Annotated in this window: 8 protein-coding genes and 1 pseudogene; 6 read left to right on the top strand and 3 right to left on the bottom strand. The window is 37.9% G+C overall.

Translation table 11 applies throughout. The annotated features are described in order from the left end of the window. Positions 1 to 29: 29 nt before the first annotated feature. Entirely contained in the window at positions 30 to 761 is a 732-nt protein-coding gene (locus RDN22_RS01520; RefSeq protein WP_308555221.1) for a MerR family transcriptional regulator, read from the bottom strand. 180 nt (positions 762 to 941) lie between these two features. Here RDN22_RS01520 and RDN22_RS01525 point away from each other — a divergent pair, with 180 nt between their 5' ends. The 6 genes and pseudogenes from RDN22_RS01525 (at position 942) to RDN22_RS01550 (ending at position 6,883) form a co-directional block, all read left to right on the top strand. Further along, positions 942 to 2,249, top strand: coding sequence for an NCS2 family permease (locus RDN22_RS01525; RefSeq protein WP_308555223.1), 1,308 nt, complete (start codon positions 942 to 944; stop codon positions 2,247 to 2,249). Positions 2,250 to 2,416: 167 nt separating this feature from the next. Then, positions 2,417 to 3,717: pseudogene (locus RDN22_RS01530) on the top strand (NCS2 family permease). Between the two features lie 123 nt (positions 3,718 to 3,840). Then, on the top strand, positions 3,841 to 4,281 hold the full coding sequence (locus tag RDN22_RS01535) for a CopY/TcrY family copper transport repressor (protein ID WP_308555225.1): 441 nt from the start codon (positions 3,841 to 3,843) through the stop codon (positions 4,279 to 4,281). A gap of 12 nt (positions 4,282 to 4,293) precedes the next feature. Beyond that, a complete protein-coding gene (locus RDN22_RS01540) occupies positions 4,294 to 4,671 on the top strand; it encodes a cupredoxin domain-containing protein (RefSeq protein ID WP_308555227.1) in 378 nt (125 codons plus the stop codon). Next, positions 4,671 to 4,958: a cupredoxin domain-containing protein gene (locus RDN22_RS01545; protein ID WP_308555228.1), complete on the top strand. Its 288-nt coding sequence runs from the start codon at positions 4,671 to 4,673 to the stop codon at positions 4,956 to 4,958. Before RDN22_RS01540 ends, RDN22_RS01545 begins: the two co-directional genes overlap by 1 nt. Further along, positions 4,958 to 6,883, top strand: a complete 1,926-nt coding sequence (locus tag RDN22_RS01550) for a copper-translocating P-type ATPase (protein WP_308555230.1) — start codon at positions 4,958 to 4,960, stop codon at positions 6,881 to 6,883. Before RDN22_RS01545 ends, RDN22_RS01550 begins: the two co-directional genes overlap by 1 nt. Before the next feature lie 286 nt (positions 6,884 to 7,169). Here the strand turns inward: RDN22_RS01550 and RDN22_RS01555 are convergent, their stop codons facing one another. Further along, complete coding sequence (locus RDN22_RS01555) at positions 7,170 to 11,705, bottom strand: MBG domain-containing protein (protein WP_308555232.1); 4,536 nt, start codon at positions 11,703 to 11,705, stop codon at positions 7,170 to 7,172. A 243-nt stretch (positions 11,706 to 11,948) separates the two neighbouring features. Continuing rightward, a complete protein-coding gene (locus RDN22_RS01560) occupies positions 11,949 to 13,307 on the bottom strand; it encodes a YSIRK-type signal peptide-containing protein (protein WP_308555233.1) in 1,359 nt (452 codons plus the stop codon). Between the last annotated feature and the right edge of the window lie 867 nt (positions 13,308 to 14,174).

The following is a 14,174-nucleotide window of genomic DNA, read 5'->3' on the forward strand; positions in this document are numbered from 1 at the left end:
ATACGTCAGGCAATATTTCCTAGGGAATATTATCGAACTGTTTCTAAGCAATATGATTTCTTATGGCAATTTGGGCAACGCAATTTTCTAGTATGTGGTGTATGCGCCGCAAACATAAATTTTATAAGCTCAGGTACAAACTTGTAATTGCAATTTGGACAAATATAAGCCACTTTTTGATAGTAGTTTTTAAGCACAACAACACATAAAATTACCAAAATTACTGCTAAAACAGCTGCTGCAATATATCCTGCAGTATTCATTCCATTAATGAAAAAGTATGCTGCAATGGCCATTCCAATTAATTCAATAGTGATAATTACTGCAGATAATTTCCACATGTATCGCGTTAATTCTTTGTATCTAGTTTCATTATTCATGATTTTCGTAATGTCAGTAACTTCTTCAATGTTATTAGGTTTATTCAATATTTTTTGTAATTGCTCTATTTTCTTATTTTGTTCTTCTAATTTTTGGATCTCTTCTTTATTCCTTTTCAACTGCTCTTTCAGTAATAATTCAATTAATCGTTCACCATTTTGATCTTCAAAAATCTTCTGAATATCCTTTAGCGAAAAGCCTAGATCCTTTAAAAAGATAATTAATTTTAACTGCTTTACTTGTTTAGCCGAGTACATCCGATAACCATTTTCACCAACGTTGCTTGGTTTAACTAAACCTTTTTGATCATAGTAGCGAATGGTTCTAGTGGTTATATTTAGCTGCTTGGCCAATTCTCCGATTGTATATTCTTCTGACATTACTTTCTCACCTCACACTTTTAATATACGGGTTTACGCTGGGTTAAAGTCAATGAAAAACGGAATATTCCTAAAAAACACCCAAAAAGCAAATATTTTGCACTTTTTCTATTGAAATTATTAACAATAGAAGTATAATTTTAATTGAATGTTCACATTATACAATTTTTGGAGGACTAAATGAACGCAATCAGTAATTTCTTTCATTTAAAAGAGAACAATACCTCTTTTAAAACTGAATTATTAGCCGGATTGACTACTTTCGTAAGTATGTCATACATCCTTTTCGTTAACCCTAACGTTTTGGGTGCCAGCGGTATGGATAAAGGTGTATTGTTCACAGTAACTGCACTCTCAGCTGCCTTTACTTGTATCGTTATGGGACTTATCGCTAACTATCCAATCGCTTCAGCCCCAACTTTAGGTTTGAACGCATTCTTCACTTACACCGTATGTCTTGGAATGCACGTAAAATGGCAAACAGCTTTAGCCGCAGTTTTCGTTGCATCTATTCTCTTCATTTTACTTACTGTATTTAAAGTACGTGAAATGATTATCGATGCAATTCCTGCTGACATTAAATACGCCATCTCTGCTGGTATTGGTTTATTCATCGCCTTTATCGGTTTACAAGGTGGTAAGTTGATTCAAAACAGTGACTCAACTTTAGTTACTATCGGTAGCCTTAACAATCCTACAGTTTGGATCACTATTTTCGGTTTAATCGTTACCATCTTCTTAATGATTGCCCGTGTTCCTGGTGCCATCTTCATCGGTATGATTATCGCAGCTATTTTTGGTGTTGTGATCGGTCAAATTCCAATGCCTAAAGGTATTGTTTCTTCAATTCCAAGTATTGCTCCAACTTTTGGTCAAGCAATCTTCCACATCGGCGACATTAACACTGTTCAAATGTGGGTTGTTGTCTTCACTTTCTTATTAGTAACCTTCTTTGATACTACTGGTACTTTAATCGGTTTGGTTCAACAAGCTGGTCTTATGAAAGACAACAAGATGCCACGTGCCGGTGAAGCCTTAGCTGCCGATTCATCAGGTATGCTTGTTGGTTCAGTTCTTGGTACTTCACCAGTTGGTGCATTCGTTGAATCAAGTTCGGGTATCGCTGTTGGTGGTAAAACTGGTTTAACTGCAGTTTGGGTTGGTATCTTCTTCCTTATTTCTACAATCTTTAGTCCAATCTTAAGTATCTTTACTACCCAAGTAACTGCACCAGCCTTAATCATCGTCGGAGTACTTATGGCCGAAAACTTAGCTCACGTACATTGGACTAACCTTGAAATCGCCATTCCATGTTTCCTTATTGCAATCGGAATGCCTCTTACATACTCTATTTCAGACGGTTTAGGTTGGGGAATCATTGTCTACCCTGTCTCAATGATCGCAGCTAAGCGTTTCAAAGAAATAACGCCAATGATGTGGATTCTATTTGTGGTATTCATCATCTACTACGTTGTTTTGAATGTTTAATCTCTTAAGTATAAATATATAAAATATCTCCAAAAGCCAAGTGGTAATTGCCACTTGGCTTTTTATTTCTCAGGAAATAATAGATCTTTTCCGCCACTTTTTTGTAGCTGTGCTAAACTAGATACAATAGTTTTTTGAAAGTTTCATATTACGGAGGAAGTTTTTAAATGCAGACATTAGAAAAAGTCTTTCATTTATCGGATGCTCATACCACTGTCAAACGTGAGTTAATCGCTGCGCTTACCACGTTCGTCAGTCTCTCCTACATCCTTTTTGTTAACCCTAACATTTTGCACGCAGCTGGAATTCCTAAGGGAGCAGCATTTACCGTTACCGCGGTAGCAACTGCAATTGGTTGTTTCTTGATGGGATTTATTGCTAACTATCCTATCGCGTTAGCTCCAACATTGGGTAGTGGTGCATTCTTTGCATACAACGTATGTGTGGGGATGCATATTTCCTGGGAAACAGCATTAGCAGCAGTTCTTGTTGCATCAGTTTTGTTCATTTTGATCACTGTCTTCAAATTGCGTGAAATGGTTGTTAACGCTATTCCACAAGATATGAAATATGCGATTTCTGCTGGTATTGGCTTATTCATCGCCTTTATCGGTCTTAAAAATGGTCAGTTAATTGTTAACAGTGATTCAACTTTAGTTACTTTAGTAATCCTGCAGTTTGGATCACATTATTCGGTTTAATCTTAACTGTTGTTTTAATGGCCTTAAACGTACCTGGTTCAATTTTTATCGGTATGATTGTTACCGCCATTTTTGGAATGATCATCGGTCAAATTCCATTGCCACACGGCATTATTTCTGGAGCACCAAGTATTGCTCCAACCTTTGGTCAAGCAGTCTTCCACTTAAAAGACATTAATACAGCTCAGCTTTGGATGGTTGTTTTAACCTTCTTGTTGGTTACCTTCTTTGATACTGCTGGTACTTTAATCGGAATGACTGAACAAGCTGGTATGGTTGATAAAGATGGTAAGATTCCACGGATCGGCCGCGCATTCTTAGCTGACTCAACTGCCATGGTTGAAGGTGCCGTATTTGGTACAGCTCCACTTGGTACTTCAGTTGAATCTAGTGCTGGTATTGCCATGGGTGGTAGAACTGGTTTGACTGCCATCTTTGTAGGTATTTTCTTTATTATCAGTATGATCTTCAGTCCACTTCTTGAAGTAATTCCAACAACTGTTACTGCTCCTGCTTTGATCATTGTTGGTGTACTTATGGCAAGCAACTTGAAGAAAATCGATTGGGACAAATTTGAAATTGCATTTCCAGCATTTCTTACGGTTGTGGGGATGCCACTTACCTACAGTATTTCAAACGGTTTAGCTTTAGGACTTATCGCATACCCTATTACGATGGTTGCTTCTAAGCGTGGTAAGGAAGTTACACCAATGATGTATATCTTATTCGTAGTATTCATCATTTTCTTCCTGGTCACTAATCTATAAAAATCAAACGTTAAAGAGATCCAATTGGATCTCTTTTTTATTTTCAAAAAATATTTTGCTTTAATGTTTACAAATGTAGATTTTAGGTTTATAGTTACGTTTGTAAACGAATAGGAGGCAATTATGGTTAAGCTTCAGGAAAATGAAAGCACAATTTCTAATAGCGAATGGGAAGCAATGCGAATTATCTGGACTCTTGAACCTGTTAGTTCAACTCGAATAATTAAAGAACTGCAGGAAAAGAAAAACTGGTCCGAATCTACAATTAAAACTTTGCTTCGTCGCCTAGTTAAGAAAGACTTGCTTAAGACTTCTAAGGAAGGAAGACGATTTATTTATTCAGCTAAAATCGATCAAACTCAAGTGATGACTGAAGCCACACAAGAATTATTAGATCGAATGTGTGACATGCACAAAGGAGAAGTCATCCTGCAATTGATCGCTGACTCTCCTATTTCAAAAAGTGATTTAGCTAAAATTAAGCAAATAATTAATAAAAAAGAAGAGAATGCACCTGATATGGTTCCTTGCAACTGTTTACCAGGTAAGGAAAAGATGTGCTAGAGGAGTTTTAATATGGGGATTTCACAGATTATTACATTAATCGTTGCCATTATACTAATTGGCTTTATTGTTTGGTGGTTCTTTGGCAAACACAGCGAAGCCGTAGGAACAGCCAATGTAAATCAAGGCACTCAAGAAGCGAATATCGTTGTTAAAGGTGGCTATTCTCCTTCAACCGTTGTTCTTAAGCAAGGAGTTCCAGCTCAAGTTAACTTCGATATGAAAGATTCAACAGCATGTTTGTCTCACGTTGTTTTTGAACAACTTGGTGTTGACAAAGATTTGACTAAACAAAAAGTTACTACTATCAATATTCCAACTGACAAAAAAGGCACTTATAACTTTGCTTGTGGTATGGATATGTTTCATGGAAAGGTTGTTGTTAAATAATGAGTATTTTTTCAAAGAATCAAACTAAAAAAGTTGTCGTAAATGCAGAGAACCATGGTTACAAGCCTGATGTTGTTACTTTCAAGCAAGGTAAGCCTGCTCAATTAAAGTTCATTGCTTCAGACAATATGGGATGTATGAACGAAATCGTTTCAAAGGATTTAAACTTTGACGAAAACTTGGACGGTAAAAAAGAAGTTACTATTGATGTTCCAACTGACAAGCCTGGAACTTACAACTACGCTTGCGGTATGGACATGTTCCATGGAAAGGTTGTCGTTAAATAATGAAACTTTCAAATATTAAACGGTTTTGGATTTCATTTATTTTAGCAATTCCAATGCTTATCCAAATGTTTGCCATGCCCTTCCATTGGATGATGCCTGGCTACAACTGGATCGCATTTATAACAACAACAATCATTATGGCCATTTCAGCTGCTCCTTACTGGAGTAGTGCTTGGGCAGCTTTCAAGCACCATAACGCTAACATGAATACTTTAGTTGCCGTTGGTACTGCTGTCGCATATTTCTACAGCATCTTCGCAATGTTCACTGGTCGTGAAGTTTACTTTGAAAGTGCCGCTTTTGTTACTGTATTCGTCCTTTTAGGCGACGCTATGGAAGAAAAGATGCACAATAACGCATCTAACGCTTTAGCTAAGTTAATTGACTTGCAAGCTAAAGACGCCGAAGTTGAACGTAACGGTGAATTTGTTAAAGTCCCTCTTGATCAAGTTAAGGTCGGCGATATTATCCGTGTTAAGCCTGGTGAAAAAGTTCCAGTTGACGGTGTTATCGTTGACGGTTCCACTACTATCGACGAATCAATGGTTACTGGTGAAAGTATGCCAGTAACCAAGAAAAAGGGCGATGACGTTGTAGGTTCAACTATCAATACTAATGGTACTTTTACTTTTAAGGCTACTAAAGTTGGTAAGGACACTATGCTTTCACAAATCGTTGATTTGGTTAAGAAAGCTCAAACCAGTCACGCTCCTATCCAAAACTTAACTGACAAGATTTCTAATATCTTTGTCCCAGCAGTTTTAATTATTGCCATCTTAACTTTCGTAATTTGGTATGTATTCTTAGGTGCAACATTAGTTACTGCTATGTTATTCGCCGTATCTGTTGTAGTTATTGCATGTCCATGTGCTTTGGGTCTTGCTACTCCAACTGCATTGATGGTTGGTACTGCACGCAGCGCTAAGATGGGTGTTTTAATCAAGAACGGTGAAGTCCTTGAAGAAGTTAGCAACATCAACACTGTAGTATTCGACAAGACTGGTACTATCACTGTTGGTAAGCCACAAGTAACTGATGTTGTTGGCGACGAAAAGCAAGTATTGACTATTGCAGCCAGCCTTGAAGAAAATTCTGAACACCCACTTGCTACAGCTATTGTTAAAAAGGCTAAGGAAAACAAGATTGATTTAGCCAAAGTAACTAACTTCGCCGCAATTGAAGGTAAAGGCGTTAGAGCAAGTTACGATAGTCAAACTGCCATTGTAGGTAGTGATAAGCTCCTTGAAGACATTTCTATTTCCCAGGAAATGCAAAAAGAAGCTAAGAAACTTCAAAGTGAAGCTAAGACTGTTGTTTATGTAGGCTTAGGCAAGGAAATCATCGGTTTAGTTGCTATTCAAGATGTACCAAAGCCTAGTTCTAAGGCTGCGATTGCTGAACTTAAGAAGCGCGGTTTAAAGACAGTTATGCTTACTGGTGATAACGAAACTGTTGCTAAAGCTATCGGTAAAGAAGTTGGTATTGATCAAGTTATCGCTGGCATTTTGCCTACTGAAAAGGCCGCTGAAATCAAGAAATTGCAAGATGAAGGTAATAAAGTTGCCTTTGTAGGTGATGGTATCAATGATGCACCTGCTTTATCTACTGCTGATGTGGGTATTGCTATGGGATCTGGTACAGATGTCGCAATTGAATCCGGTGGTATTGTCCTCGTTCAGAACGATTTAATGGGCGTTGTGAGAGCTTTAGACATCTCTAAGAAGACTTTCAACAGAATCAAATTAAACCTGTTCTGGGCCCTTATTTACAACACTATCGGCATTCCTATTGCCGCAGGTCTATTCATGGGACTAGGTGTAACCTTGAGTCCTGAATTAGCCAGTCTTGCAATGGCCTTCAGTTCAGTATCAGTTGTAACTAGCTCACTTCTTTTAAACAAAACCAAAATTGCTGGTGTAGCTTAAAAGAATTATATTATCTTGCACACAAAGCAAATATACAAAATTCCTCAGCTAATCCTTTAATTGGGATTAGCTTTTTTTGTGTAAAGTTAAATTTCATTTATTTTATATCCAATCCATAATGTTTAATTAAAATCAGAACACAAATAAGAAACCTGATCGATTTTTAATCAAAAAAATCAGCCCACATGAAATATGCGGACTGATCATTGATCAATTTATATGTCTAAATTTTCTACTTAACGGAATTATCTCACCAACCATCTTTTTTTATTTTATAACAATTAAATTATTTATTGATTTTCTTAATCCAAACATTGTAGTGATTGTTTACTCGGTCAATGCCGGCTATCTTGTAGCCTTTTGACAATTTGCTTTGCGCATTCTTCTTGTTTACCTTGCCAGTAATTCTGGTCTTCTTAACAATTTTGCCGTCCGCAGCTACATACAAGACATCCTTCGTCTTTGGTGCTCGGTTAAAGCTTGGCTGCTTCTTCTTACCTACCCAAACATTTAGGTGCTTGGCTACCTTCTTAATCTTGCCGCTGGCCTTGTAGCCGTTTGGCATCTTGCTTTCTGCCTGGGCCAATCTGGTCAGTTCTGCCAAGCTATCCTTGCCCTCATTTACCGTAATGTAGGCTCTCTTTACAACTCTGCCGTTTCTGCCGATGTAAAGCACCAGCTTTTGGTAAGTTATCGGAACTACTTGAATTACTACATCGCCTTGGCTATTGTTCAGGTCTCTATCGCTTAATTTTTCAGTTATGCGATAACCGGCCGGTACATTGTCCTGAACAAAGCTGTTAAGACCAGCTGCACTGCCTGATCCAGCAGGTCTGTATAGATTCCGACTAATTTCGCCATTATTGTATTGGTAAATTACATTGATTGGCTTAGTTGCCGGTTCAGTTGGTTCTACCGGATTGGTTGGACTGACTGTATTATTTGGCACGTTTGGCTCTACCGGACTTATTGGACTTACCGGATTGTCATTTGGTTCTGCCGGAGTAATCGGATTAATTGGGTTAGGATTAAATGGATCAACTGGGCGACTTGGTTGCGTTGGCTGGGTCGGCTGCGATACTGCGGTATAAGTAATAGTAACCGTTCTGTTTGGCGTATCGCCAGTTACTTCCACTGGCAGAATCAAGGTTGGACTAGCCTGATATCCATCAAAGATCAATGAGGCATAGGCCCACCATACTGCTTCGCCTGTATCCGATTGAGTCAAGGTCCAATCACTGTATGCGGCCTTACCCGTTACCTCGTCAAAGGTAGCTGTCCGGCTGAAGCTTACCTTTTGCACAAGCTGACCGTGACTGCCGTCTGGATAAGTCATCTTGATCGTTCTTGTTGGCGTAGAGGTTAGATTGTTCATTGTCTCATAGTTCTTGCTTGGATCTCCTGGAACTGGTCCGGTTGGGGCCTCTTGTCCTGGATTTACCGTAATCGTCGCATGCTTTAATTTAATAACCACATTCTGCGTTAATGGATCAGTTGTCTTAATACTATAAGTATTTGGCAAAGTCTGACCATTAACAAGGTTATACCCTGCTGGTACAACTAAGTCTGTATTCTTAACGCCTTCACTTGGCAGACCTGTTTTCACAATTGCACTGCCAACCTGTCTGTTATCTTCATCGCTATCCTGGAAGATATAGTTGATTGTCCCTTCCAAATGGAAAGTGCCTACAGTGCCGCGACCGATCTTATAGTTCTTGTAAGCTGGATCGCTCTGCAATCTAGCTAAGGCAGCGTTGGTTAAGCCGATGCTGTAATCGCCTGGATGGGTCGGTACAGTCGTTGGATTGCCTTGACTATCAACATAGGTCAAATCACCAGCATTTATATCGATGGCAAAGTGGCTGCTTGGATTGCCGCTTACCGTTGGCCGGCCTAGGTATTCATCTACTTGACCACTGAAGTTGCTTGGAACAATATCTGCCGTTGTCGAAGTTGGGCTGCCGTTAATAACAATTTGGGCTGCAGCTGGAGTAATCTTAAATGTTCCTTGACCAACATGACTAAAGTCATAATTGTAGTTATTTCTAGCAACTGAGGCAATATTGTTCTTTCCTCTGCTTGTCAATTCAACGTGGTACATGCCTGCATTGATTGGATCTTCGCCTGCTGCGAATTGAAGATCTCCAGCCTGCAAAGTATAGCTCTTACCATTAGACAAGGTTACCTGGTAAGCACCGGTATGCAAATCATTATTGCCGTATGCGCTGCCTCGGTAGACGTCTTCTTGATCGCCTGATAGAGTTGCCGTAGCTGTAGCTTTCGTAATACGGTAACCGTATGAGCCGCTTATTGCATTGGCTGCGAAGCTGTAATCTCTATTGGCATTCTTAATGGCATTCACGCCATTGTCGTTAAGCCTAATAGTGTAGTCCCCGGCATCAGTTGGAGCTGCATCTAATTTAGTATTGCCTTCATACCAGTCAAAGTCAGATAGCGTTAAGCCTGAAAGATTCAACGTTGACCCATTGACCAGTCCTGTCGCAGTCCAGTTACGGATGTCTTTCAAGGTATCAATTGAAACATCGGCAGGTTCAGTATTATAGGTCTTACTGTCACCACCGCCTAAGTTAGCTGTAGCTGCCTTTGGATTAATTGTGAATCCAGCACTGCCAGTTACCGCATTATCTGCGAATTTTACGTTGCTTATAGTGTTGCCAGTGCTGTCTGTTCCTGTGCCTACTGCAGCTTTAATCTGGTTTTCAATATTTGTAATACCACGACTTGTCAACGTAATTGTGTAGCTGCCCTGATCCTTTGGTGCTGAACTATCACTGGTGTTCCAAGTGTAGTCACCAGCTGCCAAAGTGTAGGTACTTGCATCAGTTGAGCCTGGATAGTGAAGCACTACCTTAACATTGCCATTACTATTAAGCAATTCAGCTGTTGTTACGGCATGGCCATCATATGGCTTGCTGTTACTGCCGCTTAATTCTGCACTAGCATCAGCTTGCTTGATTTGGTAATCTGCCGTTCTGTTAAATGTCCAAGCATAGTTGTTGCCGCTGTTGCCATCAAGGCTCTTTAAGGCTGTCTTGCCTGCTTCTGACCAGTCAACCGTGTAGGTGCCTACATTGGTTTGGCTGCCGCCTTCTAAGGACAAGTCAGCTGCACTCAAAGTCAAGGTTTGAGGCGTACCATCATTCTTATAAATAGTTCCTGTATAGCTGTACTTGCTTGGGGTCAGATCAGCTGAACTAGTGGCACTGGCATTATATGTCTTCTCATCACTACCTCCTAAATTAATAGTGATTGTGCCTTGCTTTACAGTTAACGTACCATGATCAATTACAGCTGCAGGATAAGCATAGTTGTTTCCTAAAGTTGTTTCTAAGTGAGTCAAGCCTTGATCAGTAAGCTTTACATTGTAAGTACCGACATTGCCTGGAGTAGTTTCATACGCTAAGTCGCCATCATTCCAGCTAAAGTTATTTGGCAAGTCTACTGTTGTGCCTGTGCCTTCAGTTGGATTGGTAGTTACACTGACGCTGTAGGATGCTTTTTCATTATTGATGCTGTCTTTGGCATCAAGCCAATCTTGTGTACCATAGTTGACGTCCTTATTCTTCTTAGTATCTGAGAAGACAATCTTGACGCCCATCTTGCCAATAGTATAAGTAGCACTGCCGCTTATTGCATTATCTGCGAATTTTACGTTGCTTATAGTATGACCGCTACTATCTGTTCCTGTGCCTACTGCAGCTTTGATCTTATTCTCGATATTGGTAATACCACGACTTGTCAACGTAATTGTGTAGCTGCCCTGATCCTTTGGTGCTGAACCATCACTGGTGTTCCAAGTGTAATCACCATTTTGCAGGGTATAAGTATCATTCTCGCTGGTGCTGCCTGGGAAGGTCAATTCAACCTTAACGTCACCATTACTGTTAAGCAATTCAGCTGTTGTTACAGGACTGCCATCATATGCCTTGCTGTTATTGCCGCTTAATTCTGCACTGGCATCAGCTTGCTTGATTGTATAAGTATAGCTGCCGCTAATTCCATTATCGTCAAAATTATAATTCTTGTTGGCATTCTTTAATGCGGTTACACCAGTATTATTCAATTTGATAGTATAAGTGCCTACATTCTTTGGAGCTGCAGTCAATTTGATATTGCCTTCATACCAGTCAAAGTCAGACATCGTTAAATCTGAAAGATTCAACGTTGACCCATTGACCAGTCCTGTCGCAGTCCAGTTGTGAAGGTCCTTCAAAGTATCAATTGAAACATTAGCAGGTTCAGTATTGTAAACCTTATCGCCATTGCCGCCTAAGTTGGCTGTAGCTGCCTTTGGATTAATCGTTACTGGAGCACTAATAGCTTGAGAAGTACCATCATTATATTTAATTATCAGATAGGCTTGTTTATTAGTACCAGCTGTCTTCCAAAAATCGGTTGCTAAAGGCGTACCAGTTGAGTCACTAGCCCAAGAAATATCTGCATTAGTTACACTGAAATCAGTTGCCAAAGTACTCTTATTTGTAATCTGATCAGATGCCACTAACGCTGCATCGCCATATGTCATAGTAATATTTGTTTTGGCAGTTCCACCAATTACGCTTACCGGAATTTTAATAGTTTGTGTTGAATTATCTTTAAATTTAATTGTTGCAGTATATTCTGTTTTTGATTTACTCGTCTCTACATTTGGAACACTATTTGTATTCCACGTTACTGAGTCTACATATGCATTGTCTTTAAGATTTCCGGTTGCACTACCACTTGTCCCATAAGTAATTGGAACATTCTTGTCACTAATTAATCCGTCAACATAACTTGTCTTATTACCATTAGTTACCACATGAGCCTTAATTTCTTTGCCCTTCGCATACGGATAGTTAGCATTGAAATGTTGACTTTGATTTTGAATACCGATTTTAACAGGAACGGATTGAACTGATACATTATCTCCGTACGTAATTTTTATATAACCATCTATATTTCTAGAATTTGTTGCTGAATTTACTGGTAAACTTTCAACTGCAGGGTTAGTAAGATCAATATCTGATTCTTGGAACTGTGTGCCAGATGTATCTTTAACAAATTAGAAATTCGTTGCCGGGGTAGTACCTGCCTTATCCATTCCCGCATTTCCATTCTTTAATGCTGTACCATTATTAAGTGTATTAATTGCTAACGTATTGTTATTACCTTCTAGAGCACTAATATCACTGGACGTAACATAAGCTATCCTACCGGGAGTAATATAACCACCGGCAACCGTTACACGTAATTTACCAAGGTATTGAGAAGTGCCATTACTAAAATGTACTGTAATGTTTACTCCATTATTTTCAAGATAAGTATTCCCACTAGATGGTATAGTCGGTGTAGTATTCACTGTACCAGTATAAGTTACACTTTGAATTGCATCACCTGGCTTACCGATACTGTCTACACGTTGACCATTGACTTGAAATATAGAATATTGGGCACTTAATGGAATTTTATTAAAGAAAAAACTACTATCAATTGTATTACCAGTACCCAGGCTTTGCCCATAAACCAATGTAATTCCATAACTATTCCAGATATTTGCTATATAAGAAGGTTGAGGCGTTGCTCGTACACTTAGATTAGTCAAAAGACTACTTAAATTAGCTTGTGTCTTACGTCCCTTCGTTACATCATAACTCTGAGCCGCTTTATCCTCACTATCAACTATCTTATTATCTTTTCCAACGTTAACTTTAGTAGGTAAAGTTTGATCCTTTATGTTTAATTGATCAGTAGTTAACTTTGGCACAGATGACGTAGCTACTGTCTCTTGCTTTTGATTATCTGTTTTATTTACTGTAGTTTCACCATCTTGAACAGAGATATTATCATTATTAGCTGAAACATTTTCTGCTGCTTTAGAGTTTGTTACGCTTTCAAGAGTAGCTTGATTTTCAGTTTCGTTAGGTGCAGTTACACTAGAATCCTCAGTACCTAATTGATTAGTTACTTGTTGACTAACACTATTAGTTGTAGATTTTGATACATTAACTTGTTTATCATTATTTTGATGATCTTGTGTAACTTCTGTCTTTACAGCTGAAGTTGAATTTTGTTTTTGATCATTATTAACAACTTGATCAGTCTGTTTTACATCTGCAGTGTTGTTTTGCTGTGTTACCTTTTCTGTATTAGCTTCGCTTTTTGTTTGATTATTTTCTTCATTTGAAGCCACATTTTGATTATCATTATTAGCCACATTATCTTTGGCTTCAACAACACTTGATTCTGTAGATGAAGGTGTAATTGTATCGGCCAATGTTGTTTGGGAGCTTAACACCATAAATGCAAAACCAATTAAAACGCTTGCTACACCAATACTTAATTTACGAATAGAAAACCGATCATGCTTATCTTGATTTTCCATTCTACGTAAACGTTCTTTAAAATTATTTTTTCCGAGCATACATCTTATCCTCCACTTAAAGAAATAATATAATAGTCGCTTTTTAATTAATGCGTTATACCATTGATATTATTTTTGAGAAGTAATTATTTAATTGCTTCTGCTGATTTTACGTAATAATTAAATTATTTTTAATAAAATGGATAAAAAATGGACATCATATTTTTCTATTTTTCACCCACTTTTCTATAACTTATTAAAAAGTAATTTTCTTTACACAGATACTATAACATATTTTTTTAAAAGCAAATACAATTACAACTCAGCTTATAAATCTATATGTGCAAATTTATTTTATAAAATTCCTATTATATCAATACATCACCAGTATAAGCATACATTTATAAGTTCATACATTTTATTTATAAATAACAAAGTATACGATTTGCTAACAATAGTTATTAATATTCAATTTGAAAACTATTTTTATCATATTCGTATGATTAAAACAGTATATTTTTCCACTCAATCGTCACTTAAGTAGCGAATTAAATAATAAATATTACGTTCTCTAATGCTCACTTTTAATATAAATTTCATATTTAGTTCTTCAAATATGACTTCTACAGTTTCAGCCATGAAGGAGATCATCTATTCTCAAGAAAAAGTAGGTTCAATAATGCACAAACCTCTTCTACCCTTAGACATAATTTAATAGCTGTCTTTAAAGTTCCAATTGGAAGAAAACAAGGCCAAAGAAAAAGGCTAAGCATTTAATTGCTTAGCCCTAATCTTTTACTCTTTATCAATAGGAGCGATAAAAAGCAGCTTTTTTCTACGTAAAGTCAAGTCTCATCTAGGGTTAGACCTGATATTTTTAGATAATTGTCCTTGATTGTTTTTTGAGGGCCGATTTATTTTTCGTTG

The organism is uncultured Lactobacillus sp., assembly GCF_902491705.1.
In the GTDB taxonomy this organism is placed as follows: Bacteria; Bacillota; Bacilli; order Lactobacillales; family Lactobacillaceae; genus Lactobacillus.